Here is a 25055-nt window from a genome sequence, read left to right as displayed (position 1 = left end):
GCGTTCCCTCACGCGGACCGGCTTCATGTGCCCGGTACGGCCCCGACGGCCGCGCCGGGCACATGCGCGTGCGGGGGCCGGCGGGCTGACGGAGCGGCACCTGATCACCGGTCCGGGTTCTGTAGGTCCGTACAACAGGCAGGAGCGATCCGCACCGCTTAGCGTGGGGGGATGATCGAGCTTGAGGGGCTGACTAAACGGTTCGGTGACAAGCTGGCGGTGGACGGGTTGACGTTCACCGTGCGACCCGGGATCGTCACCGGGTTCCTCGGTCCCAACGGGGCCGGGAAGTCGACCACGATGCGGATGATGCTGGGACTCGACCATCCGACCGCGGGCGAGGTCCGCATCGACGGGCAGCACTACGACCGGCTGCGGGACCCGCTCACGGCGATCGGCGCGCTGCTGGACGCCAAGGCGATGCACGGCGGGCGCAGTGCGTACAACCACCTGCTGTGCCTGGCGCAGTCCAACGGCATCCCGCGGGCCCGGGTGGGTGAGGTGCTCGACACGGTCGGGCTGACGGCGGTGGCGAAGAAGAAGGCGAAGGGGTTCTCGCTGGGCATGGGGCAGCGGCTCGGCATCGCGGGGGCCCTGCTCGGCGACCCGCGCGTGCTGATGTTCGACGAGCCGGTGAACGGTCTCGACCCGGAGGGCATCCACTGGATCCGGCACCTGATGAAGTCGCTGGCCGCCGAGGGCCGCACCGTCTTCGTCTCCTCCCACCTGATGAGCGAGATGGCGCTCACCGCCGACCACCTGGTGGTGATCGGTCAGGGGCGGCTACTCGCGGACACGTCGATGGCGGACTTCATCCGGGAGAACTCCCGCTCGTACGTACGACTGCGCACTCCGCACCGCGAGCGGTTGCTCGACGTGCTGCACCAGAACGGGATCACCGTCGTCGAGGCGGCGGGCGGCGCCCTGGAGGTCGACGGGCAAGGGTCCGAGAAGCTGGGCGAGCTGGCGGCGGAGCACCGGGTGGTGCTGCACGAGCTGAGTCCCCAGCAGGCTTCGTTGGAGGAGGCGTTCATGCGGTTGACCGCCGGTTCGGTGGAGTACCACGCCCACGATCCCGGCGTGCCCGACGGCGGCGCGGCGCCACCACCCGGGCCCGGGTGGGGCGAGGACTGGCAGCGGCGCGACGGGAAGGGGGCCTGAGATGGCGGCGGCCCAGGTGATCCGGTCGGAGTGGACCAAGATCCGGTCGGTGGCGTCCACGGTGTGGACGCTGTCGTTGGCGTTCGTGGTGACGGTCGCGCTCGGCGTGCTGATCAGCGTGCTGGCGAAGAACGAGTTCGGCAATCTGAGCCGGGAGGACCAGTTCGCCTTCGACCCGACGATCGTGAGCTTCGCCGGGATGAGCCTCGGACAGCTCGCGATGATCGTGTTCGGGGTGCTGGTGGTCTCGAACGAGTACAGCACCGGAATGATCCGCACCTCGCTGGCCGCAGTGCCGCAGCGGGGTCTGTTCCTGGCCGGGAAGCTGGCGGTGGCGACGGCGCTGGCCCTGGTGGTCGGGTTGGTCACCAGCTTCACGACGTTCTTCCTGGGGCAGGCGGCGCTCGGCGAGCACCGCGCGGCGATCTCCGACCCCGGGGTGCTGCGGGCGGTGATCGGCGGCGGCCTCTACATGGCCCTGATCGCCCTGTTCTCGATGGGCGTCGCGACGATGCTGCGCAGTCCGATGCTGTCGCTGGGCATCCTGATGCCGTTCTTCTTCCTGGTCTCCGCCATCCTCGCCAACGTGTCGGCGACGAAGGAGGTCGGACGGTTCCTCCCCGACCAGGCGGGCGCCAAGGTGATGCAGGTCGTCACCCCGCCGAACGACGACACCCCGTACGGCCCCTGGGGCGGTCTGGGGATCATGGTCGTCTGGGTGGTCGTCGCCCTGATCGGCGGCTACGTGCTGCTGAAGCGCCGGGACGCCTGAGCCCTTCGCAGCGGGCAGGACGGCGGGTCCGCGCGGACGGCGGGGGGACGGGATCCCGCCGTTCGGGGGCCGATCCGCTTTTGGCCGGAACCGTCAAGGCCCGGATATCCTCTTAATCCTTACGGGGGCGCGTGCCCCGACGTCCTGAACCTGCGGATGGGTGTGCGGAGCATGATCGAGGCAGTCGGCCTGACGAAGCGCTACGGCGCCAAGACGGCCGTGTACAACCTTTCCTTCCAGGTGCGGCCCGGCTCCGTCACCGGCTTCCTGGGGCCCAACGGCTCCGGCAAGTCGACGACGATGCGCATGATCCTCGGGCTGGACGAGCCCACCTCGGGACAGGTGACGATCGGCGGGTACCCCTACCGCAAGCTTCCCAACGCCCCCCGCCAGGTCGGTGCCCTGCTCGACGCCAAGGCGGTGCACGGCGGCCGGCACGCCCGCAACCACCTGCTGTGCCTGGCGCAGCTCTCGGGCATCCCGGCCCGCCGGGTGGACGAGGTCCTCGGAGTGGTGGGCCTCCAGGAGGTGGCCCGCAAGCGCTCCAAGGGCTTCTCGCTCGGCATGGGCCAGCGCCTCGGCATCGCCGCGGCGCTCCTGGGCGACCCCCAGGTCCTCCTCTTCGACGAGCCGGTCAACGGTCTCGACCCGGAGGGCATCCTCTGGGTGCGCAACCTGATGAAGTCGCTGGCCGCCGAGGGCCGCACCGTCTTCGTCTCCTCCCACCTGATGAGCGAGATGGCGCTCACCGCCGACCACCTCATCGTCATCGGCCGCGGTCAGCTGCTCGCCGACATGAGCGTGGGCGACTTCATCTCGCACAACTCCGCCGACTTCGCCCGCGTGCGCACCCCGGACAGCGAGTCCGAGCAGCGCGAGAAGCTGACGGCGGCGCTGACCGAGGCGGGCGGCCAGGTGCTGTCCGAGCCGGACGGCGCCCTGCGGGTCATGGGGCTGCCGCTGCCCCGGATCAGCGACCTCGCGCACGGCCACGACGTCCGCCTCTGGGAGCTGTCGCCGCACCAGGCGTCGCTGGAGGAGGCGTACATGCGGATGACTCAGGGCGTGGTGGACTACCGCTCCACCGTCGACCTGAAGGCCGGCCTCCAGCAGCAGCTGCCGCCCGGTGCGCTGCCGCCGCCGCCCGAGGTGCCGGTGGCGGGCCAGGGCCAGCCCGGCTGGTACGCGCCCCCGCCGCCCCAGCAGGGCGGCCAGCCGTTCGCGCTGCCCCCGCAGGGCCCCGGCCCCGCGCCGGCCGTGCCGAACCCGTACGCGACTCCGGCCCCGCCGGTGGCGGCCCCCGCGGCCCCCAGCACTTCCGCCCCGACCCAGCAGATCACCGAGGGATCCTGATGAGCACCGCGCCCACGCCGCCCCCGCAGCAGGCACCGGCGGCACCGGCCGCCGCCTGGCAGCAGCCCGGCGGCGCGTACACCTCGCCGATCCCCATCACGCGCACCCACCTGGGGCACGCCCTCACCTCCGAGTGGACCAAGATCAAGTCGGTGCGCTCCACGATGTGGACGCTCGGCACGTTCCTCGCCCTGGTCATCGGGCTCGGACTGCTCGTCGCGGGGCAGACCAGCAGCAACGACTACGTGGACACCCCGTACACGATCCCCGCGTTCTTCGGGTTGGTGCTGGGGCAGATCTGCCTGATCACCCTGGGCGTCCTGGTGATCTCCTCCGAGTACGGCACGGGCATGATCCGCACCACGCTCACCGCCTCGCCCGCGCGCTGGCGGGTGCTCGCCGCGAAGTTCATCATCTTCTTCGCGGTGGCGTTCACGGTGTCGGTGCTCGCGACCGGCTTCGTGGGCGTGGTGACCGCCGGCATGCACGGCGGGGCCAGCAGCGAGCCCTGGTTCGGCACCGTCTTCAAGGGGTCCCTGTACGTCTCGCTGATCGGCGTGCTGTCCGTCGCCGTCGGTGCGATGCTGCGGCACTCGGCGGGCGCGATCACCACGATGCTCGGTGCGGTGCTGGTGCCCTCGATCATGCCCGCCTTCCTGATGATCTCCCCGAGCACCCGGGACTTCGGCGAGACGATGGCGGACTACGCCGCGCCCAACGCACTCGCGAAGATCTTCATGCTCGACGGGGAGAGCAGCGGCACCCCGCAGTTGGTCTTCCTGATCGTCCTGACGGTCGCCGCGGTGGCGGGCGCCTTCGCCCTGCTCGACCGCAGGGACGTCTGAGCCGGACCCCCATCCGTACGCGCCCCCGGCGCCCTCCCTCGGAGGGCGCCGGGGGCGCGGTGCGTGGGGGGCGGTTCACCTCTGCTCGCGCGCGAAGCACCCCACTTCCGCCTCGGGAACAGTGGAGGGCGCAGGTGTTGTGCGGTGATTGCTCCCTGTCAGGGGAAGGCGATCACGCCCCCAGAGACGAGTGTCGCCGTACATTGGGCGTGAGTGCTCAACCCGGAGAGGGGAACCCATGATTCACCGATCAGTGATGACCAGCGGGGAGCGAATCAGACACTACAGAGTCAAGGCCGGCAAGACTCAGGCAACCGTGGCGGGGCTCGTCGGTCGCTCCGAGGACTGGCTGTCCAAAGTCGAGCGAGGGATCATCGCCATCGACAGCCTCTCGATGCTGATCCGGATCGCCCGTGAGCTCGGGCTGGACAATGTCGCGGACCTCGTTGGCGGCAGCGTCGACGTCCCTCTGGCTCCCGGAACCGAGCACCCCTCCGTCCCAGCAATCCGGCGAACTCTGACCACGCCGCCCTCTCTCCTCGGCCTCAGCTCGGTTGGGGAGGCCCCGTCCCCCGACGTTCTCGCGGAGCGGGTTCGGGAGGCGTGGACGATCTACGAGACGCAGACCACCCGGTACGGGCCGGTCGGCGATGCCCTGCCCACCCTCTTGGCGGACGCGTACGCGGTCCTTCGCACCGCCGATGGAGCCGCCGAACGGGTGGCAGTGCGCGCACTGGTGTCGCTGCTACATCTCCACCAGGTCTACTTGCGTCGCGTCGGTGAGCGTGTTCTTTCGCTACGCGCCGCTGAACGGGCGATGGTGATCGCAGATCAGGTCGGTGAGCCTGCCCTGATAGCCGCCGCGGCCTGGAACCTGTCCGGCATCCTGGTGTCGAGGGGTGAGGTGGGGGAAGCATTGGATCTGGCGCGGTCGGTGATCGCTCAGACCCGCCCCGGGCCGGAGGCGCCATCGGCACACGTGAGCGCGTTCGGCGCCCTGCACCTGGTAGCGGTGATCGCAGCGGTTCGGGCGTCGCTCGCTCCGACGGCCTGGGCCATGCTCGCCGCGGCAGAGAAGATCGCGAAGCGGCTCCCCGGCGATCGGAACGACTTCCACACGGCTTTCGGCCCAACGAACGTGCAGATGCACGGAGTACACCTGGCGGCGGAGGAAGGGGACGTTGCGGAGGCGCTACGTCTGGCCGATGACGTGGAGGTACCGGCAAGCGGTGTTCTGCCACTGGAGCGTGTTACGCGATATCACCTGGAGGTGATGCACGCACACCGGCGGACCGGAGACGATTTCGGAACTTTGTTCATGCTGCGGAAGATCAAGGAGGCCAGCCCGGAGGAGATCCGGTACTCGCCTCTGGCCCGTGAGGCGGCACATTCGCTGGTGAAACGGGCTCGTCCGCACATGCGGCAGGAAGTGCACGAGATCGCCAAGCACGTGGGAGTGCTGGCGTAGCAGCAGTACACCCCGGAGCGGGGGTCTACCCGGAGGATTCTTCCGGGTAGACCCCCGCACATGCATCTACGGTCCGTTACGTGACGATCACTCTGATTCACCTACGACAGTGGGGGCCGTCAAGACCGATGAGTGCGAATCCGCGTAAGGGCCTACGGGTGAGCCAAGCTGGCGCCGTGCGCCAGACCGAGGCCGGACGGGTTGGCGTACCGCTGACCGTCAAGAGTGACGACGTGGAACTCGGCGACGCCGTCCTCGTGCTGACGGAGGCTGAGGCGACCGAATTGCACGCGACGCTCGGTCGGATCCTCGCCCAAGAGGGGAGCGATTCGTGGGCGTGACACGAAGGGGGGCACTCGCCGATGTAGCAGCCGGCACCGACCAGCCCGAGGACGAGGAGTACCCGCAGCTCCTGACGGGCCGGTTGGCCCTGTGGGGTCACGGACTCGACGCTGGCGGACAGGGCGCGGTCGCCGCGCTGATTCAAGAGGGCGACATCCTCGCCCGGGGAGACGTCCGCGACCTCCTGGTGGTCGACACCGGGGCGCGCGCACGCTGCGACTGGCCGCGGTTCGAGGCCCTGTACCGCACGACGCTCGTCCTCGACGCCAGCGAACAAGCATTCCTGGAGTTGGTAGTGGCGATCGCATTCCCTCGGCTCGTGCCGTTGTGGCAGATCGCCGCACTCGGTGAGCGGCGCCTCACGATCATCCTGCGGGCCCTGGCGACGCTCGCCGGTTCGGACACGGTGGCCGTCGGGGTGCGCACATGATCGAGACGACCGACCCGTTCGCAGCGCTGGCAACGCACCTACGGATCTGGGCCAGCACACGGGATCTGCGGGAGCAGGCGGCGGTCGCCGCCCTCATCGAGGAGGGCGACCTCCTAGCCCGGGATGACGTACAGGACCTGCTGGTCGACCGGACCGCCGACGGGGCGTCCATGGACTGGGGCCGCTTCGAGAGCGGATTCGGAAACCTCCGGCTCGACCTCGGCGAGCGCGCGTTCCTGTCAGTCATGCGGTCCGTCAAAGGGTCCACCACACTCCCGATCGGCTTCGTTGACTTCCTCGGCGGGCGTCGGCTGGGAATCGTCCTGCGGGCGCTGGCCGCCCGCACGGGCAACCCCGGCGTCGGTCTCGTCATCGCCCCGCCGCCCGTTCCCCTGATGGAATCGCTGCTCGACACCGTCGCGCACCGGGTCCGGCTCGATGGGACATGGGCCGCGGTCAGCATGCCGTCCGCCTGGGGCAACCTCGTGCTGAGGCACCTGGCCACCGCACGGAAGAACTGCGGGCCGGTGATCACCGATGACCGACACGACACCTACACCGTGATCGTGTCTCCGCGCGGCACGGAGCAATGGCCGGACGCCCCCGGAGTCGCCATCACCCACCATCAGATGGGAGACGTCCTGTCCATCCCCGGTGTGGGAGCCGCCGGGATGGAACGGTGGTGGCTCCGGGAACCGCGGGACCCCGTTCCGCTGACCGACCCGGATGACCTCCGCACGGCGATCGAATCGATCACCGGCCCGCTCACCGACACCGAGGGCAAGGGCGAACTCCTCGTCTGCGGCGCCTGCCAGTGCCCCGTCTGGGAGCACCAGGGGTTCGGTGAGTACGTCGCCGCTCGGCGCGGACGGATCGTGTACTGCACGGACTGCTGCGCAGGCGACGAGCACGTGACCGTGCGGCCGGGCTGGGACCCCCCGACCGGTCTCCTGGAACAGCCGCAGTGAGGCCCGGTGTCGACCAGGTGCTGTACGTCGCGTCGCTGGCCGCGTTGATCATCGCGCTGGCGTACGGCGTCACCACCCGGTCCTGAGCCGCCGGCCGGGCCGGCGCCCCCTTGGCTTCGGTTCGCCTCCCCCTGTCCGGAGACGAACCGGAGCCCCCCTCTACCCTCTTCGTCTGCGAGGAACCCTTGGTCCGCACGACCCTCAGGTACTGCGCGCGCTGCACCGAGCCGATCCGATGGTGGCAGCGCCAGATATCGAAGGTCCGCTTCTCCCCGTCGGGGCCCGGCTCGCCCGTGCATCTCCACCGACGGTGCCTCCCGGAGGCCCTGCCGTGCGCGCCGTGCGTCAAGGCCCGCATCTTCGGGACCGACGACCACCAGTGCCGGGGACGGACCCCCAGTGCGCTTCGGTTCCGTGGTGGGCGGGCGGTTCTCCACCTGGGCGTCCGCGAGCGGCCGTTGCCGTGCTCGTGCAACTGCCGGCCCCGGGTACGCACGTGATCGTTCGGACTTGGCGCGTCGGCGACTGCTGGCGGTGCGAGAACCGCGGCATCGACGTGTTGTGGCTCGGCCCCGTGCAAACCGTCCACGGCACGGCACCGTTCTTCACGTGCGAACCCTGTCTCCGCCGCTTGGAACAGCTGGTGTTCGCCCACCAGCTGAAGGACGCGTCCGACGCTCGCTGAGCTCCCGCCCCGGTCGTGGAAAGCTGTGCCGTACGGCCGGGGCGCGGGCCCATCGGCTCCGAAGCGGGCACCAACGGCACAACACCAGCTCGGTCCGCCCCCGCCGCGCGGGAACACGTCGCGGCCGACGTCCTGATGCTCCGGATGATCGGTCCACCCCCGCTCGCGCGGGGAGCACCCTTTTGACCTGGGGTTTCAGAGGGGCTTTGCCGGTTGTTGACCGTTGCCTTGCGCAGCGCGGTTCATGATGCCAGAACCCGGTGCTGGAGTACCGGTCCGGCTAGGCGAACGTCGTGAGGGCTGCGCTGCTGAGGGCCGGGGTCAGCACGGCCACCAGGGCGAACCCCCAGAACCGGGTGGCCCAGCCCGCGGTGCTCGGTTCCCGGCCACCGGCGCGACGACGGTCCGACCGGGCGACCGCGAGCAGCGGCAGCACACTGGCGAGGACGAGCGCGCCGAACGCCCAGGGGTAGTCCGCCGGCGCCTCGAAGGTGAGCACCAGGGCGTACATCGCGCCGAACGCGACGGCCAAGCCGGCCCGCCAGCGCCCGGTGGACCCGCCCCGGGCGGCGACGGCCCGGTCCGCGAGGAGGAGCACCGGCAGGGCGTAGACCGCCGTGCCCAGCAGGGCCAGGGCCAGGACGACGAGCGGGGCGTACACGAGGGCGTAGAGCGTCAAGGTGGGCAGGAAGGGCGACTCGGTGGCGGTGCTCGCCACGACGACGGCGAAGACGAGGGCCGCCGCGCCCAGTTGGGCGACCGTGGCCGTGAACGCGACCGTCAGGACCCGCGCCTGGCGCTGGAGGAAGAAGGACATCCGGTACCACCCCTGTTCCGCTGTGACGTCCACCAGAGGTGACGATACCCGGGCGGCACGGACCGCGAAGGGCGGGCCCGGCGTCAGTGCCGCGGAGCGCCGCGCCCCCGTTGCACGCGGCTCTCCCGACGGTCGCGGGCGGACCAGCAAGCCTTGTGCCAGTGCCGTCGGTCGTCCACACCCGCGTGCTGCGGCCAGGCCACGACATGCGGTACCCCGGAGGCGATCACCTGGTCGCAGCCGGGGCACCGGTACGTCTTGCCCACCGTGCTCGCGCCCGCCACATGGCGTACGGACCACTCCTCACCACGCCAGGTGTGGACGGACTCGAAACCGCCGTACCGGTCGTGGTCGTCGCCGGACCCGGCTCCTGCGAAGTCCTTGCCGCCCTTGGGGCGATTACGACGCGGCGACACGGGCGCACCTCACGATCTCAGGGGAACAGCGACAGGTCCCGTCCAGCCTACGCGCCACCCCGAACGGCGGGTGCCCGTCCCGGTTCCCGCAATCGCCCCGTAATACCCCGACAATCCGTCAATCCTCCGGGCGGCCGTGCCTTCGGCACGTGTGGTGCGTTGTTGCCTAGGGGGAACAAGGGGTGGCACCGGGACCGGTGCCAAGGAGGAGAGACATGCGCGTGGGAAGTTTCGTCCTGGCGGCCCAGTTCCCGGGGCAGAGCCAGGGGGAGGCGCTGCACCGGGCGGTGCGGACGGCGGAGGTCGCCGAGGAGTCGGGGTTGGACGCGGTGTGGCTGGCCGAGCACCACTTCGTGCCGTACGGCACCTGCCCTTCGGCCGTCACCCTGGCGGCGCTGCTACTGGGCCGCACCCGGACGCTCCGGGTGGGGACGGCCGTGAGCGTGCTGCCGACGGTCCATCCGGTGGCCCTCGGCGAACAGGCGTCACTGCTGCACATCACCTCCGGCGGGCGCTTCTCGCTGGGGGTCGGACGGGGCGGGCCGTGGGTCGATCTGGAGGTCTTCGGCGCCGGGTTGCCGGCGTTCGAGACGGGCTTCCCGGAATCCCTCGATCTGCTGATGCGCTGGTTGACGGAGTCCCGGGTCGGCGCGCAGACGGACCGGTTCCGGTTCCGTCCGGTGGACGTCGTACCGCAGCCGGCGCAAGGGCCCTGCGGCACGAAGGGGCCGGAAGTCGTCGTCGCCTGTACGTCGCCGGGCTCGGTGCGGCTCGCCGCGGAACGGGGGCTGCCGATGCTGCTCGGCATGCACGCCTCCGACGAGGAGAAGGCGCAGATGCTGGCCCTGTGGCGGTCGCACGCCCGGGCGTCCGGCCTCGGCGTCGAAGAGGTGCTGGACGCGGCGCACGTCTCGGCGGGTGTCGTCCAGATCGCCGACCGGGGCGCCGAGGCGTCCGAGTCGCTGCGCAAGGCGATGCCGGGCTGGCTGCGCCAGGGCCTCACGGCGCACGTCACGGTCGACGGCCGGGCCCGCACCATGCGCGATCCGGTCGCCTACACGGACCTGCTGTGCTCCCTCCATCCCGTGGGCACCCCGCAGCACTGCGCCGACACGCTCGCGGCCACCGCGGAGCGCACGGGCCTGACCCGGTTCGCCCTCCTGACGGAGGGGTCGGGCGAGTTGGCGGCCACCGAGGAGAACATCCGCCGGCTGGGCTCCGAGGTGCTGCCGCAACTGCGCTGAGGGCAGCCGGAACCGACGGCCGCGGGGTCGCCCCACGGACCGTGGTGCGCACGGCCCGCCGTTGTGGACCTGTCACGGCGGGTGCCGGGTCCACGACGGCGGGCCGCTGGGCGGCCGTCAGCAGTCACGCAGCTCCGGCGACTGGTTGAGGAGCTGGTTCCGGATCGAGGTGAAGCGGGCCAGCGTCGCGTCCACCCCCGGGTCCAGCGGGAACACCGCGACACGGTGGCAGTTCTGGAACGCGAGCCTCACTCCGAAGTGCCGCTCCAGCGTGCCGCGAATCGCGTCACTGGCGAGCGCGCGCAGCAGTTGACCGCGCGCCTGCTCGTCCGGCGGGGGCGTCTGGTTGTCGGCGAACTCGCCGCCGTCCACCTTCAGCTGGGCCACCAGGGAGCTGATCATCTCCCATGCGAAGGGCAGGGAGGTCCGGACGCAGTCGACGAAGGCGGCTTCGTCGACCTCGCCTCGCTCGGCCTGCTCCAGGAGCGCCGGTGAGACGTCGAGCGACATGGGTTCTCCTCTCGCACCCCCGGTCCCGGGGGTTCACGGACAGGGCAGGAGTCCGCCTACGCAGCGTGCACGCTCCGCGACCTCCCGCTTCCACGGTAAGCACCGTGTCCAGACCGCACCAGGAGAACGCGGCCACAACCGGCCACTCGCGTACGGGGTCCTTCCAGGGCGAATCGCGTGGAGCACCGGGCGTCCAGTAGCGTGGTCGACCATGCGTCTCGTCATCGCCCGCTGCTCCGTGGACTACGCGGGCCGGCTCACCGCCCATCTTCCGTCGGCCCCCCGCCTGATCTTGATCAAGGCGGACGGCAGCGTGTCCATCCACGCCGACGACCGGGCCTACAAGCCCCTCAACTGGATGTCGCCGCCCTGCACCCTGAAGGAGGGCACGGGGGACGACAGTGGGGTGTGGACCGTCGTGAACAAGGGCGGGGAGAAGCTCATCATCACCATGGAGGAGGTCCTCCACGACTCCTCCCACGAACTCGGCGTGGACCCGGGGCTCATCAAGGACGGGGTGGAAGCGCACCTCCAGGAGCTGCTCGCCGACCGCATCGAGACCCTCGGTGAGGGCTACACGCTGATCCGCCGGGAGTACCCGACGGCGATCGGCCCGGTGGACATCCTGTGCCGGGACTCGACGGGCGGCACCGTCGCGGTGGAGATCAAGCGGCGCGGCGAGATCGACGGGGTCGAGCAGCTGACCCGGTACCTGGAGCTGCTCAACCGTGACCCCCATCTCGCGCCGGTGCGCGGGGTGTTCGCGGCGCAGGAGATCAAGCCGCAGGCCCGGGTCCTCGCGACCGACCGGGGCATCGGGTGCACGGTCCTGGACTACAACGCACTGCGCGGCATCGAGGACGACAAACTCCGCCTGTTCTAGCCGGTCCTCCGGCGCCACGCGCACCAGCCTCCCGGCCGCGGGCGGGTCATCGACCCCGCCCGCGGCCGGTGTCGTTCACTGCACCGGGTCCGCCCCGCCCGGGTCGTCGGTGCCGTCGGCCGCCTCGGCGGGCGGGGACACCCGGACGGGACCGGTCGGCCCCGCGGACCGGTCGGTGGTGGAGGAACTCGCCGCGGGCGACGACGGACGGGAACTCGGTGTGCTCGGGGTCGACGGGGTGGACGACGTGGGCCGGCCGCTCGGCGGCACGCTGGCCGTGGTCGGCGGGGTCGACGCCGGGGGCGTGGGCTCGCCGCTGGGGGACGGACCGCCCGTTCCGGTGGAGGTGGTGGGGCCGCTCGGCTCGGTCGGACCGCCGCCGGGCGCCGAACTCGTGGGCCGCCCGCTGGAACTCGGCCCCGGGGACTGCGAGGCGCTCGGCGCGGAGGGGGTGGCCGAGGTGGCGCCGGGAGCCACCGGACGGCTGGTGGAGCCGGTGCGCTGTTCGGTCTCGTCCGCGACGTTCTGGGTGTCCCCCGTGTCTCCCGAGGTGTGGGCGTCCGCCGTCTCCTTGCCGTCGTCGTCGGAGCCGCGCCCGTCGTCGACGCCCTGGCTGGCGGAGGGGTTCGTCCTGACCCGGTCGGCGGGGGCGGGGGTGTCGTCCGAGATCATCCCGAGCGTCACCACCGTGCCGAGCACCGCCGCGAGCAGCGCACCGGCCCCCGCGGCGGCGAGGTTGCGCCGCGTGCCGTGGAGCACCACCCGGCGCGCCCTGCGGACCCGTGCGGAGAATCCGGCGACGGGCGGTCGCACCGAACCGACCAGGGTCGTCGAGCCGTCCGCGGCACCCGTGACGGGAGTGAAGGCGGTGGCGGCGGTGGCGGCCGGGGCCAGCGGTATGGCCCGGGTGGCGGTGACGGACGGCACGGCGGGCTGTTCGTACCGGGCACCGGCCGGCTTCGTCCCGAGGGCGCCGCCCCATGCGGCGGCGGGCGTCTGCCCGGAGCGGTCCGTGACCAGGGCGAGCGCCCGGCGTCCCGCGACGGCGCCGCGGCGGTCGGCGACCGCGCCGCGCAGCGCGACGGATGCCTCCAGTTCGGCCCGGGCCCGCCCCAGCTGCCCGGCGCACAGGGCGAGGACGCCCAACTCGTGGTGGAAGTACGCCTCGTCGGCGACCTCTCCGGTGTGCCGGGCGGCTTCCACGCCGAGCCGGAGCACGGCCTCCCAGGCGTTCCAGTCGCCGCCGGCGGCGAGGACGGGCGCGGCGGCCCGGGCGAGTCCGACCGGCGCGCTGGGGCCGCCCTCCTCGTCCGCCGGGTCCAGGGGGGCGCTCGCGGTGGCGGTGGACGCGACGGCGGTGAGCGCGGTCAACACGGCGTCGGCTTCGGCGGCGACCCTTCGGGGCGTGACCGAGGGGTGTCCGGCCCACCAGGCGTAGTGGCGGGCCGCGATCAGGGCGTGCGGGTCACCGGTGGCGGTGGAGTCGGTGAGGTCCGGGTCGTCGGGGTAACCGGCGGCGAGCAGCTGGGTGCGCACGCCGGCGGCCAGCCGGTGCCGGGCCCCGACCGGGGTAACCAGGGCGGCGGCGACGAGCTCGGCGAGGGCCGCATCGGCGTGGGTGTCCCCGACCAGGGCGGGCAGGTGCGCCTGGTGCGGCACCTCGCCGTCCAGGGCGACGGCGAAGCGCAGGGCGGCCCGGGCGGACTCGCTCAGGTCCGCGGCCAGCAGCGCGGCGGGTGCGGCGGCCTCGGCGGGGGACGGCAGCGGGAGGTCCCGCGCGCCGGGCTGTTCGTCCTCGGTGTCGGCGTCGGCCTGGTCGTCGACTGCGAGGTGCAGGCGCCGGGTGTCGCGCTGCCGCAGGAGGGCGCCGGCCTGCACGAACCGCAGGGGCAACCCCTCCGACTCGAACCACAGGTCACCGGCCCAGTTGGTCTCCTCCTCGGTGAGGACGCGCCCGGTGGCCCGCTCCAGGAGCTCGGTGCTCGCGGCCCTGCTGAGGCCGCCCAGCGTCACCTCCTCGACGGGTGCGTCGGCGGTGGGCGCGGGGGTGTCCGGGTCCACGGCGAGCAGGAACGCGCACTCGGGTGTGGCGTCGAGGAGTTCGTCGAGCGGGGTGCCGCCGAAGGACAGGTCGTCCACGATGACGACGGCGCCGATCTCCCGGACCCGTTCGACGAGGGTGGCCCGGTCGGGGCGGTGCCCCTCGCTGTCGAACACCGCCCCGTACAGGTCGTGGAAGAGGTCGGTGACGGTGCGGCGGAAGCCGGTGAGCCGGATGACCCCGTCCGGCGCGAGGTCGGCGCAGTCCTCGGCGACGGCGTCGAGCAGCGCGGTCCGGCCGGAGCCGGTGGCTCCGGTGAGCCGCACCGAACCGCCCCGGGCGATCAGTCGGACCAGGTGTTCGCGTTCCTCCTGGCGTTCCAGCAGGGGCGGTCTGGCCAGGGCGGGACCCGCCGGCACGGGTGGGGTGGCGGCGCGGCGCACCTCCTCGCGGGCCTCGGCGGTGTGCCGTTCGGGCGGGCCGGGGCGCTCGCCCGGCGGGCAGGTCGCGATCTCGCTGCCGTCGACGGGGTTGACGAGCAGGGACAGGTCGCCGGCGACCAGTCGGGCGGGGCGGCGGGCGGGCTGCGCGCCGCCGAGGTCCGGGGTGAGCGGGTCGCGGGGCGGCCGGGGCCGGGGCGGTGCGGCCCGGCCGGCGCCGGCCACGGGTACGGGCGCCCGGTCGCCCCGGACGGCGGGCAGGAACCGGTTCGTCGTCGGTCCGCCGTCGACGGGCTCCGGGCGCTGCTGACCGCGGGCGCCGGAAGTGGCCTGATCGTGACGGTCGGAGACGTCCTCGTACGCTTCCCGGTTCCCGGGGGCGTCCGGGTCGTGCTGCTCCGGTTCCCGATTGGTCGGGTCCATGGTCAAAGCCCCCCAAGAGCGTTGTGTACCGCGCCCCGTCCGCTGGTCCGCGCTCGGCGCTGCCGTCACCGACGCGGCTCCCCTCCCCGCAGGTTGCCGTGCGGGCGGGTGCCAGGGCACTGGATCTCGCGCCAGTATCCCCGAACGGGCGCGTCTCGGGGGGCTCGGGACGTCACAGTCCGATGAGAATCGGCGTGGTCACACGCGCGGCAGCGACTCCACGCCGATGCCGCCCTCGATGGCGAGGATGCGGTGCAGCCGGGTCGCGACCAGGAGGCGCTGCATCTGCGGCGGCACGTCACGCAGCACGAGCCGTCGGCCGCAACGTCCCGCGCGGCGGTGCGCGCCCATGATGACGCCGAGTCCGGTGGCGTCCCAGGAGTCGAGTTCGGACAGGTCGAGCACCAGGTCACCGGTGCCGTCGTCGACGGCCGAGTGCAGGACCGTACGGGCGTCCGCCGCGCTGCGGACGTCGAGGCGGCCCCCGACGACCAGCTCGGCGTGGTCGCCCCTGATGTGCATATGCGCTCCCCGTGCTCCGTGTCGGCGAAAGGTGACCGGGCCGCGACCCGGACGGGTGACCGCGGAAGGATGACCGCGGTCAGTGGTCGGTGGTGCGGGCCCGCCCGGGCGGTCCGTACTGCTGTCCGGCCATGTCACTGCAACTGACTGCCGGTGGGCGACCGTAGTTGCTGGTTGTAAGCGAACCGATATCGAATTCACCCCGAGGAGTGATCCTCGGGGTGAGGGTGCGTCAGATCGGTTCCGCTGACCGGAGGGTCGCCCGACCCCGGACCGCGTGCCCCGTCCGCCCGCTCGGTGAGCGGCGGCGGGCCCGTTCAGTGCTTGTAGAAGCCCTGCCCGCTCTTGCGCCCGATGTCACCGGCGTCCACCATTCGGCGCATCAACTCGGGTGGGGAGAACTTCTCGTCCTGGGACTCGGTGTAGATGTTCCCGGTGGCGTGCAACAGGATGTCGACGCCGGTGAGGTCGGCGGTCGCGAGCGGGCCCATGGCGTGGCCGAAGCCCAGCTTGCAGGCGAGGTCGATGTCCTCGGCGCTCGCCACTCCCGACTCGTAGAGCTTCGCGGCCTCGACCACGAGGGCCGAGATGAGCCGGGTGGTGACGAAGCCGGCGACGTCGCGGTTGACGACGATGCAGGTCTTGCCGACCGACTCGGCGAACTCCCGGGCGGTGGCGAGGGTCGCGTCGCTGGTCTTGTACCCGCGGACGAGTTCGCACAGCTGCATCATCGGGACGGGCGAGAAGAAGTGGGTGCCGACGACGCGTTCGGGTCGTTCGGTGGCCGCGGCGATCTTCGTGATCGGGATGGCGGAGGTGTTGGAGGCGAGGACCGCGTCATCGCCGACGATCTTGTCGAGGGCACGGAAGATCTCGTGCTTCACCTCCAACTTCTCGAAGACGGCCTCCACCACGAGATCGGCGTCGGCCACTGCGTCCAGGTCGGTGGTGGGGGTGATCCGGGCGAGGGCCGCCTCCGCGTCCACGGCGTCGAGCTTGCCCTTGGCCACGAACCTGTCGTAGGACGCCCGGATGGCGTCGGTGCCGCGGGTCAGCGCCTCGTCGGTGACGTCGCGCAGGACGACGTCCCAGCCCGCCTGGGCGGACACCTGCGCGATTCCGGAGCCCATCAGCCCGGCTCCGATGACGGCCAGCTTGCGTGCCACGTTGCACCCCTCACCCGCTGTTGACGTTGAGTTCCCCGCACCCCTTCGGCGGACCCTAGCGGCACTGCGGGCCCTGATGACAGGGAAGAGATGCGTGTCACGCCCCGAATGACCGACATCACACCCCCCTCGCCCCGTACCGCGTGCCGCGCCCGGCCGGACGGGCTCATCCCGTGGTGCGCACGGCGTAGTTGAGGACCCGTTCGCCGAGCAGTTCCTCCATGTCGTCCAGGGCGTCCAGGGCCTCGCGCGACACGGCTTCGGGGCTGCCGCCCTCGATCAGGCCGCAGCGGATGACGCCCATGACCGTCCGGTGCACCCAGTCGATCTGTCCGGCCATCAGCGCGGGCAGCCGGTCGCGGGGCCCGGCGCCGGTCTCCTCGCGCAGGGCGCGCTCCAGTCGGGTGAACATCTCCTGGTCCAGCAGCCACAGTCGGGCGCGCAGCCCGGCGGCGTCCTCCACCACCACGAGGAAGCGGTCGTACCCCTCGGTCAGGCCGACCCGGGGCGACACGGCCTCCACCTCGGAGCGCAGGTGGCGCAGTACGGCCCGGGCGGCGGACTCCCCGGGGAGCCGTCCGCGCACCCAGCCGGCGAGCCGGTCGGCGAGGTCCGGGGCCCGGTCGAGGAAGAGGTCCTCCTTGGCCGGGAAGTAGTTGTAGACGGTGTTCACGGAGACGTCGGCGGCCTCGGCGATCTCGGCGATGGTGACGGCGTCGAAGCCGCGTTCCAGGAACAGTCCGGTGGCGACGTCGGAGAGGTGTTGCCGGGTGCGCCGCTTCTTGCGCTCCCGCAGCCCTTCGGACGCACCCGCCGCCTCCGGCGCGGCGCCCCCGTCGCTGCCGTAGCCCGCGTCGCTGCCGTCGCTCCCGTCGCTCCCGTCGCCCGCGGAGGTACCCCCGCTGGCGCGTGTCCGTGCGTCGTCCATGGTCCGAGCCTATCGACCCTGGACATCGTTCGCTTTTTGCCGTCCCTTAAATTTTGGAGTCATTGCAAAATTTCACGGCCTCTGTTTTTCTGGGGTCATGGCAGTCATCAAGACGTCCGGCCTCGCCCGGACCTTCCGCACCCCGCGCGGCCCCGTGGAGGCCGTCCGGGGCGTCGACCTCGCCGTCGGGCGCGGCGAGATCCTCGGTCTCCTCGGGCCCAACGGCGCCGGGAAGACCACCACCCTGCGCATGCTGACGACCTTGTTGCGCCCCACCGGCGGCTCCGCGACCGTCGCCGGCCACGACCTCGCCACCGACCCCGCGGGCGTCCGCGCCCGCACCGGCTACGTCGCCCAGTCCGGTGGCCTCGACCCCACCCTGAGCGTCCGCGAGGAACTCGTCACCCAGGGCCGGCTGTACCGGCTCGGCAGGGCGGAAGCGGTGGCGCGGGCCGAGGAACTCGCCGCCGAACTGGGCCTCGACGGACTGCTCGACCGACCGACGGCCGCCCTCTCCGGCGGCCAGCGGCGCCGCCTCGACCTCGCGATGGGCCTCACCCACCGTCCCGAAGTGCTCTTCCTGGACGAGCCGACCACCGGACTCGACCCAGCCGGGCGCGCCGTGCTGTGGGACATGGTCCGCACCCTGCGCGAGACGCACGGCACCACGATCGTCCTGACCACCCACTACCTCGACGAGGCCGATGCGCTCGCCGACCGGCTCGTCATCGTCGACCGGGGCGTGGTGGTCGCGGACGGCACCCCGACCGCGCTCAAGTTGGCGCACGCCGGATCGATCGACGCCTCCCTCCAGGACGCGTTCCTGGCCGTCACCGGCCGCGACCCGCTCCCCCGGGACACCGCGCCCGTCGCCGTGTGACCCGCCCGCCGCATCCCGCCCCCGCGACCCCGCAGGAGACCCCCGTGCCCGCCCTGCTCTCCGACACCGCGCTCGTCTTCGGCCGCTACGCCCGCAAGGTGCTGCGCTCCCGCTTCCAGATGCTGTTCGGCATGGTGATGCCGCTGCTGTACCTCGTCCTCTTCGGCCCCCTGCTCACCGGCCTGCCGCTCGACGGGGGCCGTGACTCCTGGCAGGTCCTCGCCCCCGGGCTGCTGCTCCAGCTCGCGCTGTTCGGGGCGTCCTTCGCCGGGTTCTCGGTCATCGTCGAGAAGGGCCAGGGGGTGATCGACCGGATGCGGGTCACCCCGGTCAGTCGGCTGGCGCTGCTGCTCGGCCGGGTCCTGCTCGACGCCGCGTTGCTCACCTGCCAGTCGGTGCTGCTGGTCGGCGCCGCACTGCTGATGGGGCTGCGCGCGCCGCTCCTCGGCCTGCTCATCGGCTTCGCCTTCGTGGCGCTGCTGACGGTGGCCCTGGGCTCCCTGTCGTACGCGCTGGCGATGCGGCTGACCGGGGCCCACCAGTTCGGGCCGACCGTGAACGCGGTGACGCTGCCCGTGATGCTGCTGTCGGGGCTGATGCTCCCCATGTCCCTCGCCCCGGGCTGGCTGGACGCCCTGTCGCACCTGGTGCCGCTGCGCTACTTGGTGGAGGCGGTGCGGGACGCCTACGCCGGGCAGTACGCGAGCGGGGACGTGCTGGTCGGGGCGCTGATCGCGCTGGGACTCGCGGCGGCGGCCGTCACCGCGGGCACGCGGGTCTTCCGGGAGGAGCGCACCTCACTACGCTGAGGCCCATGGTCAATCTGACGCGCATCTACACCAGGACCGGGGACCAGGGCACCACCAACCTCGGGGACATGAGCCGCACGGCCAAGACGGATCTGCGGATCGCCGCCTACGCCGACGCCAACGAGGCCAATGCGGTGCTCGGCACCGCCCTCGCCCTCGGGGACCTCGGCGAGGAGGTCGTCGCCGTCCTCACCCGGGTGCAGAACGACCTCTTCGACGTCGGGGCCGACCTGTCGACCCCGGTGGTCGCGGAGCCCGCGTACCCGCCGCTGCGGGTGGAGCAGTTCTACGTGGACCGGCTGGAGGAGGACTGCGACCGGTTCAACGAGCGGCTCACCAAGCTCCGGAGCTTCATCCTGCCCGGGGGCACGCCCGGCGCGGCCCTGCTGCACCAGGCGTGCACCGTGGTCCGGCGGGCCGAGCGGTCCACCTGGGCGGCGCTGGAGGTGCACGGCGAGACCATGAACCCGTTGACCGCCACCTACCTCAACCGCCTCTCCGACCTGCTGTTCATCCTCGCCCGGGTCGCCAACCCCGACGGGGACGTCCTGTGGGTCCCGGGCGGCGAGCGCTGAGCGGACGGCGGCGCGACGGCGGTCAGGGCTTGCGGGAGCCCGCGTCGACGGGCCCCTTCCCCGGCCAGAGGGTGTAGGCGAGGGCGATGAGGCCGTGGATCAGGGCGGCCTTCAGTGCGGCGCCCTGCCAGCCGGCGAGCGAGGAGGTGTCCCCGCCGCCGTCCCCGACGTACCAGATCGCGCCCTGGAGCAGGGCGTAGGCGACCGTCGCGGCGACGACCGTGCGCAGCCACAGCCGGCGCTCGTGGCGGGCCCGGGCGGGCCCGGACTTCGGGGGCAGCACCGGGGGCGGGCCACCCGCGAAGCGGTGCTGGAAGCGCGCGTCGATCCGGCTGATGGTGTAGTGCCCGTACCCCACGGTGAAGCCGATGTAGACGGCGGCGAGTCCGTGCTTCCAGTCGGGTGCGGCGCCGTTCTTCAGGTCGACGGCGGTGACGACCAGCAGCACCACTTCCAGCAGCGGCTCGCACAGCAGCACCGCGGCGCCGAGCCGGGGCATCCGGGCCAGGTACCGCAGCGAGAGCCCGGCGGCCAGCAGGACCCAGAAGCCGACCTCGCAGATGACGATCAGGGTGACGATCACCGTCCGAATCCTCCGTTCCCCCCGCCGTTCCCCCGCGGGACTGCCTCCATGCTCCCGCCCCGATCACCCCGGATCGTCGTCGCCGGGACCGACCTCGGACTGCATCCTTGTGTGTAGTGACCAGCGAGGCGTTCCGACCGCGCGGTGATGTCCCGGGGGAGCCGGTGCGTGTTGGATGGGTGCATGCCGACCCCGTCCGATTCGTCCGCCCACCGGATTCCGCGCAGCCGTCGGCTTCCGTCGGCACTACCGCCGGACTCGATGCGGCTGGACGCCGTGATCGCCCTCGGCGGACTGCTCGGCGGGCTCCTGATGTGGGCGCTCGGACTGCACCTCCAGTTCGACCGGCCGCTCGGCGAGGGATGGTCCCTGGTGCCGATGGTGGTGGCCGCGGCGATGGAGACCATGCGGCGGACCCGGCCGCAGGTCGCCCTGTCCGTGGGCACCGCGGCGGTCATCGCGGACCAGTTCACCACGGGCAACCTGGCGACCCTGGTGATGTTCACCGACCTGGTCTACGCCGCCGTCGTCTACGGCTCCCCCGCCAACGCCCGGCGCATCCCGGTGACGTGCGGACTGATCTCGGTGGCCGCGACGATCGGCTTCCTCGCCTGGTTCCGGACGCCCGAGGCGATCCTGATCGGCGTGGTGACGGCCCTGATCTCCATCGCCCCGGCCACCACCGGCGTCCTGGTCCGCAACCACCGCGAGACCGCCGAGGCCGAACGGCTCCGCGCGGAGCAGACCGCGCTGCTGGCCGAGATGGACCGGGTCCAGGCGGTGAGCGCCGAGCGCGCCCGGATGGCCCGCGAACTCCACGACCTGGTGGCCAACCACCTGTCGGCCATCGCCATCCACTCGACGGCCGCGCTCTCCCTGGACGACGAGCGGACCACCCGGACCGCGCTGGGCGTCATCCGGGAGAACAGCGTCGCCGGACTGGCCGAAATGCGTCGGTTGATCGGTCTGCTGCGGGACTCCGCCGGCGATCTGGAGCCCGCGGCGGCGCCCACGCTCGACGGGCTGGACGCCCTGGTGGCGGGCGCCCGTGCCAATGGTCTGGACGTGCTGTTGACGGACGCCCGCCCCGCCGACGACCAGCGGCTGCCCGCGCCGGTGGAGCTGGCCGCGTACCGGATCGTCCAGGAGTCCCTGACCAACGCCCTCAAGCACGCCTCGCCCGGCCGGGTGCACGTCCGACTGGCCCGGGACGCGGACTCCCTGACGGTCACGGTCACCAGCCCGCACGGCGAACGGGACGGGCCCCGGGCGCCCGGTTCGGGGGCCGGTCTGGTGGGGATGCGGGAGCGGACCGCGCTGCTGCACGGCTTCTTCGGGGCGGGCCCCGAACCTGACGACGGGCCGGGGGACGGCAAGATCTGGCGCGTTCGCGCCGTCCTCCCCGTCGACACGGCCGGCCCGCCCGGCGCAGCGGCCCCCTCAGGCACGTCAGGCACATCCCACACGTCCGCCGCATCGGGCACCTCGGGCCCGTCCCAGGCCAAGGAGTGACCCCGTGATCCGTGTGCTCGTCGCCGAGGACCAGTCAGCCGTGCGGGCCGGTCTCGTGCTCATCCTCGGCAGCGCCGAGGACATCGAGGTCGTGGGCGAGGCGGAGAACGGGCAACGGGCCGTGGACCTGGCCCGGGAACTCCGCCCCGACCTGGTGCTGATGGACGTGCAGATGCCGGTCCTGGACGGGGTGTCGGCGACCCGCCAGGTGGTGGCCGAGTGCCTGGCGGACGTCCTGGTGCTGACCACCTTCGACCTCGACGAGTACGTGTTCGGCGCGCTGCGGGCCGGAGCCTCCGGCTTCCTGCTGAAGAACACCGAGGCCAGGGACCTGATCGAGGCGGTGCGGGCGGTGGGGCGGGGTGAGGGCCTGATCGCCCCCGCGGTGACCCGACGGCTGATCGCCGAGTTCGCGAACCCGGCCCGTTCCCACCGGAGTTCGGCGGCGGACCAAGCGGTGCTGGACACGTTGACGCGACGGGAGCGCGAGGTGTTCCAGTGCATCGGGGAGGGGCTGTCCAACGCCGAGATCGCGGCGCGTCTGGAGATGGCGGAGGCCACCGTGAAGACGCACGTCAGCCGGATGTTGGGGAAGTTGGAGCTGCGCAGTCGCGTGCAGGCCGCGGTGCTCGCCCGTGAACTGGGGCTGTGCGGATAGGCGTTGCCCTCCGCTACCCGACCGCCACCCTCCGGAACGTCCCGGACACCGCCCCGCCCCGGGTGTGACGAGCGCCACCAGGGGCCCGGACCTGCGAGGACGTGCGCCGGAGCGCGGACGGCCGGGGCGATACCGGGAAGTGCGCCGTGCCGCGCCCCCCGGAGTGTCACAGTGGGTGGTGAAAGCCGGGAGTTGGAAGTGACTCGGGGGCACCGACGTCCACTGTGACGGATGGTGAGCAAGCGTCAGTTGGTGAACCCATGAGGTTCCCAAGGCTCTGACCTGCGACGCTCTCGCTTCGTTGGTCCAGACCTCTTGACCGATGGTCCAGACCTTTCTATTCTCGCGGCACTGCGGTGAGCGTGTCATGGTCATGAGATCACTACGGCGCGTACTCACGGGCGGCGCAGGTTGGGTTCCACCATCCCCACTACCGGACTCACCCGAGGAGGCGCAGCATGCGCTTCAGAACCAAAGCTGTGGCAGGGCTCGCGACCCTGGCACTGCCCCTTTCCGCACTGGTCGCCCTGGCAACGCCGGCTGCTGCGGCCACCAGTGCCACTGCCACCTTCACCAAGACCCAGGACTGGGGCAGCGGTTTCGGCGGCAGCTGGACGGTCAAGAACACCGGTACCACCACGCTCAGCAACTGGACCGTGGAATGGGACTTCCCCACCGGTACCAAGGCCACCTCGTCCTGGGACGCCACGGTCACCAACAACGGCAACCGTTGGACCGCCAAGAACCTGGGCTGGAACGGGACCGTCGAGCCCGGTAAGTCCGTCACCTTCGGGTTCAACGGCTCCGGCAGCGGCTCCCCCAGCAACTGTTCCCTGAACGGCGGCTCCTGTGACGGAGGCGTCGTCCCGGGCGACGAGCCCCCCACGGCTCCCGGCAAGCCCACCACCTCTGGCCTCACCAGCACCTCGGTGAAGCTGTCGTGGGGTCCGGCGACGGACGACAAGGGCATCAAGAACTACGACGTCCTGCGGGACGGCGCGGTCGTCGCGACGGTCAACCCGGCCGCCTCCGGCGACACCAGCTACACGGACACCACGCTGGCCGCGGGTACGGACTACTCGTACAGCATCCAGGCCCGCGACACCGGCAACCAGACCGGTCCGGCCAGTGCCGCGACCGCGGTCCGCACCCCCGGCGACGGCGGCAACGGCGGCGGCGGCCAGATCAAGATGGGCTACTTCACCCAGTGGGGCGTCTACGGACGCAACTACCACGTGAAGAACCTGGACACCTCCGGGACCGCGGCGAAGATCACGCACATCAACTACGCCTTCGGTAACGTCCAGAACGGTCGCTGCACCATCGGTGACTCCTACGCGGACTACGACAAGGCGTACACCGCCGAGCAGTCCGTCGACGGTGTCGCCGACACCTGGGACCAGCCCCTGCGCGGCAACTTCAACCAGCTGCGCAAGCTGAAGGCGAAGTACCCGCACATCAAGATCCTCTTCTCCATCGGCGGCTGGACCTGGTCCGGCGGCTTCACCCAGGCCGCGCAGAACCCGGCCGCCTTCGCCCAGTCGTGCTACGACATGGTCGAGGACCCGCGCTGGGCCGATGTCTTCGACGGCATCGACCTGGACTGGGAGTACCCGAACGCCTGTGGTCTCACCTGCGACAACAGTGGTCCGGACGCGCTGAAGAAGATCGCAGCGGCGACCCGTGCCAAGTTCGGTGCCAACAACCTGGTCACCGCCGCGATCACCGCCGACGCCTCCAACGGCGGCAAGATCGACAAGGCTGACTACGCCGGTGCCTCCGCCAGCTTCGACTGGTACAACGTGATGACGTACGACTTCTTCGGCGCCTGGGCCGCGAAGGGCCCGACGGCTCCGCACTCGCCGCTGAGCACGTACAACGGCATCCCGCAGCAGGGCTTCACCTCGGCCGACGCCATCGCCAAGCTCAAGGCGCAGGGCGTGCCCGACAAGAAGCTGCTCCTCGGCATCGGCTTCTACGGCCGCGGCTGGACGGGCGTCACCCAGGACGCGCCGGGCGGCACCGCCACCGGGCCCGCCCAGGGCACGTACGAGCAGGGCATCGAGGACTACAAGGTCCTCAAGAACTCCTGCCCGTCGACCGGTACGGTCGCCGGCACCGCGTACGCCAAGTGCGGCAGCAACTGGTGGAGCTACGACACCCCGGCCACCATCAAGACCAAGATGGCCTGGGCCAAGGGCCAGAAGCTCGGCGGCGCCTTCTTCTGGTCGGCTGACGGAGACACCAGCAACGGTGAACTCATCACCGCGCTCGACGCTGGTCTGAAGTAACCCGCGCCCGGGGGTGCCGGTCCCACACCGGCACCTCCGGATCGCACCGGCCGGTCCCACACCGGCCACACGGTCGAAGCCGGAGGGTCAGGAACGCCCCCCGCCTCCCCGGCTTCCGAGCCCGGTACGCCCAGCGCGTACCGGGCCTTCCGTTGTCCCCGTGCCACCGGTGGTGCCCCGCCCCCGCTGCACCGGGAGCGGGCAGCCGGGGGGGCAGCGGGGGCAGCCAACGCGGACGGCCCGGGGGGGGGGGGGGCCCGCCCGGGCGGGGGCGCGGCCGGCCGGGGGGGGTGAAACAAAAAACAGGCAGCAACAGAGCAGAGAACAACTAGA

25 protein-coding genes are annotated in these 25055 nt (G+C 71.8%); 17 read left to right on the top strand and 8 right to left on the bottom strand.

Annotation, left to right across the window (positions count from 1 at the left end):
* Nucleotides 1–171 precede the first annotated feature (171 nt).
* From ACFWIA_RS22820 to ACFWIA_RS22780, 9 genes are all read left to right on the top strand, one after another.
* Entirely contained in the window at nucleotides 172–1161 is a 990-nt protein-coding gene (locus ACFWIA_RS22820; RefSeq protein ID WP_387007920.1) for an ABC transporter ATP-binding protein, read from the top strand.
* Between the two features lies 1 nt (nucleotide 1162).
* Nucleotides 1163–1933 (top strand): ABC transporter permease, encoded by a 771-nt coding sequence (locus tag ACFWIA_RS22815; protein ID WP_387007918.1) that lies wholly within the window; start codon nucleotides 1163–1165, stop codon nucleotides 1931–1933.
* 171 nt (nucleotides 1934–2104) lie between these two features.
* Nucleotides 2105–3286: an ABC transporter ATP-binding protein gene (locus tag ACFWIA_RS22810; protein ID WP_387007916.1), complete on the top strand. Its 1182-nt coding sequence runs from the start codon at nucleotides 2105–2107 to the stop codon at nucleotides 3284–3286.
* Complete coding sequence (locus ACFWIA_RS22805; protein ID WP_387007914.1) at nucleotides 3286–4131, top strand: ABC transporter permease; 846 nt, start codon at nucleotides 3286–3288, stop codon at nucleotides 4129–4131. The genes ACFWIA_RS22810 and ACFWIA_RS22805 overlap by 1 nt, the downstream gene beginning before the upstream one ends.
* A gap of 256 nt (nucleotides 4132–4387) precedes the next feature.
* Nucleotides 4388–5599: a helix-turn-helix domain-containing protein gene (locus ACFWIA_RS22800; RefSeq protein WP_387007912.1), complete on the top strand. Its 1212-nt coding sequence runs from the start codon at nucleotides 4388–4390 to the stop codon at nucleotides 5597–5599.
* A 176-nt stretch (nucleotides 5600–5775) separates the two neighbouring features.
* Nucleotides 5776–5940: a hypothetical protein gene (locus ACFWIA_RS22795; protein ID WP_387007910.1), complete on the top strand. Its 165-nt coding sequence runs from the start codon at nucleotides 5776–5778 to the stop codon at nucleotides 5938–5940.
* Complete coding sequence (locus ACFWIA_RS22790) at nucleotides 5937–6371, top strand: hypothetical protein (RefSeq protein WP_387007908.1); 435 nt, start codon at nucleotides 5937–5939, stop codon at nucleotides 6369–6371. Before ACFWIA_RS22795 ends, ACFWIA_RS22790 begins: the two co-directional genes overlap by 4 nt.
* On the top strand, nucleotides 6368–7339 hold the full coding sequence (locus tag ACFWIA_RS22785) for a hypothetical protein (RefSeq protein ID WP_387007906.1): 972 nt from the start codon (nucleotides 6368–6370) through the stop codon (nucleotides 7337–7339). Before ACFWIA_RS22790 ends, ACFWIA_RS22785 begins: the two co-directional genes overlap by 4 nt.
* Before the next feature lie 496 nt (nucleotides 7340–7835).
* A complete protein-coding gene (locus ACFWIA_RS22780; protein ID WP_387007904.1) occupies nucleotides 7836–8024 on the top strand; it encodes a hypothetical protein in 189 nt (62 codons plus the stop codon).
* A 280-nt stretch (nucleotides 8025–8304) separates the two neighbouring features.
* Here ACFWIA_RS22780 and ACFWIA_RS22775 read toward each other — a convergent pair whose 3' ends face one another.
* Both ACFWIA_RS22775 and ACFWIA_RS22770 read right to left on the bottom strand, forming a co-directional pair.
* Nucleotides 8305–8874, bottom strand: coding sequence for a hypothetical protein (locus tag ACFWIA_RS22775; protein WP_387007902.1), 570 nt, complete (start codon nucleotides 8872–8874; stop codon nucleotides 8305–8307).
* Nucleotides 8875–8924: 50 nt separating this feature from the next.
* Nucleotides 8925–9257 (bottom strand): ATP/GTP-binding protein, encoded by a 333-nt coding sequence (locus ACFWIA_RS22770; RefSeq protein WP_387007901.1) that lies wholly within the window; start codon nucleotides 9255–9257, stop codon nucleotides 8925–8927.
* A gap of 215 nt (nucleotides 9258–9472) precedes the next feature.
* Here ACFWIA_RS22770 and ACFWIA_RS22765 point away from each other — a divergent pair, with 215 nt between their 5' ends.
* A complete protein-coding gene (locus ACFWIA_RS22765; protein WP_387007899.1) occupies nucleotides 9473–10501 on the top strand; it encodes an LLM class flavin-dependent oxidoreductase in 1029 nt (342 codons plus the stop codon).
* Between the two features lie 117 nt (nucleotides 10502–10618).
* Here ACFWIA_RS22765 and ACFWIA_RS22760 read toward each other — a convergent pair whose 3' ends face one another.
* Nucleotides 10619–11011, bottom strand: coding sequence for an SCO5389 family protein (locus ACFWIA_RS22760; protein WP_387007897.1), 393 nt, complete (start codon nucleotides 11009–11011; stop codon nucleotides 10619–10621).
* Nucleotides 11012–11222: 211 nt separating this feature from the next.
* On the opposite strand from ACFWIA_RS22760, the gene nucS reads away from it, so the two are divergent.
* Nucleotides 11223–11894: an endonuclease NucS gene (nucS, locus tag ACFWIA_RS22755; protein ID WP_385492199.1), complete on the top strand. Its 672-nt coding sequence runs from the start codon at nucleotides 11223–11225 to the stop codon at nucleotides 11892–11894.
* A 75-nt stretch (nucleotides 11895–11969) separates the two neighbouring features.
* Here the strand turns inward: nucS and ACFWIA_RS22750 are convergent, their stop codons facing one another.
* The 4 genes from ACFWIA_RS22750 to ACFWIA_RS22735 form a co-directional block, all read right to left on the bottom strand.
* Nucleotides 11970–14798: an ATP-binding protein gene (locus tag ACFWIA_RS22750; protein ID WP_387007895.1), complete on the bottom strand. Its 2829-nt coding sequence runs from the start codon at nucleotides 14796–14798 to the stop codon at nucleotides 11970–11972.
* Nucleotides 14799–14996: 198 nt separating this feature from the next.
* On the bottom strand, nucleotides 14997–15320 hold the full coding sequence (locus ACFWIA_RS22745) for an STAS domain-containing protein (RefSeq protein WP_073785006.1): 324 nt from the start codon (nucleotides 15318–15320) through the stop codon (nucleotides 14997–14999).
* A gap of 317 nt (nucleotides 15321–15637) precedes the next feature.
* Nucleotides 15638–16486 carry a 3-hydroxyacyl-CoA dehydrogenase family protein gene (locus tag ACFWIA_RS22740; protein ID WP_387007893.1) on the bottom strand — a complete coding sequence of 283 codons (849 nt, stop codon included), beginning with the start codon at nucleotides 16484–16486 and terminating at the stop codon, nucleotides 15638–15640.
* Between the two features lie 166 nt (nucleotides 16487–16652).
* Nucleotides 16653–17414 (bottom strand): TetR/AcrR family transcriptional regulator, encoded by a 762-nt coding sequence (locus ACFWIA_RS22735; protein WP_387007891.1) that lies wholly within the window; start codon nucleotides 17412–17414, stop codon nucleotides 16653–16655.
* 97 nt (nucleotides 17415–17511) lie between these two features.
* Here ACFWIA_RS22735 and ACFWIA_RS22730 point away from each other — a divergent pair, with 97 nt between their 5' ends.
* Genes ACFWIA_RS22730 through ACFWIA_RS22720 form a run of 3 tightly spaced genes read left to right on the top strand, consistent with a single transcriptional unit; the run spans nucleotide 17512 to nucleotide 19678 of the window.
* Nucleotides 17512–18294 (top strand): ABC transporter ATP-binding protein, encoded by a 783-nt coding sequence (locus ACFWIA_RS22730; protein ID WP_387007889.1) that lies wholly within the window; start codon nucleotides 17512–17514, stop codon nucleotides 18292–18294.
* A gap of 44 nt (nucleotides 18295–18338) precedes the next feature.
* Nucleotides 18339–19103, top strand: a complete 765-nt coding sequence (locus tag ACFWIA_RS22725; RefSeq protein ID WP_387007887.1) for an ABC transporter permease — start codon at nucleotides 18339–18341, stop codon at nucleotides 19101–19103.
* Nucleotides 19104–19108: 5 nt separating this feature from the next.
* Nucleotides 19109–19678, top strand: a complete 570-nt coding sequence (locus tag ACFWIA_RS22720) for a cob(I)yrinic acid a,c-diamide adenosyltransferase (protein ID WP_387007885.1) — start codon at nucleotides 19109–19111, stop codon at nucleotides 19676–19678.
* 22 nt (nucleotides 19679–19700) lie between these two features.
* Here ACFWIA_RS22720 and ACFWIA_RS22715 read toward each other — a convergent pair whose 3' ends face one another.
* Complete coding sequence (locus ACFWIA_RS22715) at nucleotides 19701–20261, bottom strand: hypothetical protein (protein ID WP_387007883.1); 561 nt, start codon at nucleotides 20259–20261, stop codon at nucleotides 19701–19703.
* Nucleotides 20262–20522: 261 nt separating this feature from the next.
* On the opposite strand from ACFWIA_RS22715, the gene ACFWIA_RS22710 reads away from it, so the two are divergent.
* From ACFWIA_RS22710 to ACFWIA_RS22700, 3 genes are all read left to right on the top strand, one after another.
* Nucleotides 20523–21773 (top strand): histidine kinase, encoded by a 1251-nt coding sequence (locus ACFWIA_RS22710; protein WP_387008007.1) that lies wholly within the window; start codon nucleotides 20523–20525, stop codon nucleotides 21771–21773.
* Between the two features lie 4 nt (nucleotides 21774–21777).
* A complete protein-coding gene (locus tag ACFWIA_RS22705; RefSeq protein WP_387007881.1) occupies nucleotides 21778–22431 on the top strand; it encodes a response regulator in 654 nt (217 codons plus the stop codon).
* Between the two features lie 458 nt (nucleotides 22432–22889).
* Complete coding sequence (locus ACFWIA_RS22700; protein WP_387007879.1) at nucleotides 22890–24722, top strand: glycosyl hydrolase family 18 protein; 1833 nt, start codon at nucleotides 22890–22892, stop codon at nucleotides 24720–24722.
* Nucleotides 24723–25055: the final 333 nt, after the last annotated feature.

Source organism: Streptomyces sp. NPDC127068, assembly GCF_042724695.1.
Lineage (GTDB): Bacteria > Actinomycetota > Actinomycetes > Streptomycetales > Streptomycetaceae > Streptomyces.
This window is presented reverse-complemented; position numbering and strand designations above follow the sequence as displayed.

Bases quoted from the DNA above. Each gene is read 5' to 3' on its own strand.
- ACFWIA_RS22820 (WP_387007920.1), top strand. From the start codon at position 172: ATGATCGAGCTTGAGGGGCTGACTAAACGGTTCGGTGACAAGCTGGCG.
- ACFWIA_RS22815 (WP_387007918.1), top strand. From the start codon at position 1,163: ATGGCGGCGGCCCAGGTGATCCGGTCGGAGTGGACCAAGATCCGGTCG.
- ACFWIA_RS22810 (WP_387007916.1), top strand. From the start codon at position 2,105: ATGATCGAGGCAGTCGGCCTGACGAAGCGCTACGGCGCCAAGACGGCC.
- ACFWIA_RS22805 (WP_387007914.1), top strand. From the start codon at position 3,286: ATGAGCACCGCGCCCACGCCGCCCCCGCAGCAGGCACCGGCGGCACCG.
- ACFWIA_RS22800 (WP_387007912.1), top strand. From the start codon at position 4,388: ATGACCAGCGGGGAGCGAATCAGACACTACAGAGTCAAGGCCGGCAAG.
- ACFWIA_RS22785 (WP_387007906.1), top strand. From the start codon at position 6,368: ATGATCGAGACGACCGACCCGTTCGCAGCGCTGGCAACGCACCTACGG.
- ACFWIA_RS22765 (WP_387007899.1), top strand. From the start codon at position 9,473: ATGCGCGTGGGAAGTTTCGTCCTGGCGGCCCAGTTCCCGGGGCAGAGC.
- ACFWIA_RS22760 (WP_387007897.1), bottom strand. From the start codon at position 11,011: ATGTCGCTCGACGTCTCACCGGCGCTCCTGGAGCAGGCCGAGCGAGGC.
- nucS (WP_385492199.1), top strand. From the start codon at position 11,223: ATGCGTCTCGTCATCGCCCGCTGCTCCGTGGACTACGCGGGCCGGCTC.
- ACFWIA_RS22750 (WP_387007895.1), bottom strand. From the start codon at position 14,798: ATGGACCCGACCAATCGGGAACCGGAGCAGCACGACCCGGACGCCCCC.
- ACFWIA_RS22745 (WP_073785006.1), bottom strand. From the start codon at position 15,320: ATGCACATCAGGGGCGACCACGCCGAGCTGGTCGTCGGGGGCCGCCTC.
- ACFWIA_RS22735 (WP_387007891.1), bottom strand. From the start codon at position 17,414: ATGGACGACGCACGGACACGCGCCAGCGGGGGTACCTCCGCGGGCGAC.
- ACFWIA_RS22730 (WP_387007889.1), top strand. From the start codon at position 17,512: ATGGCAGTCATCAAGACGTCCGGCCTCGCCCGGACCTTCCGCACCCCG.
- ACFWIA_RS22720 (WP_387007885.1), top strand. From the start codon at position 19,109: ATGGTCAATCTGACGCGCATCTACACCAGGACCGGGGACCAGGGCACC.
- ACFWIA_RS22710 (WP_387008007.1), top strand. From the start codon at position 20,523: ATGCGGCTGGACGCCGTGATCGCCCTCGGCGGACTGCTCGGCGGGCTC.
- ACFWIA_RS22700 (WP_387007879.1), top strand. From the start codon at position 22,890: ATGCGCTTCAGAACCAAAGCTGTGGCAGGGCTCGCGACCCTGGCACTG.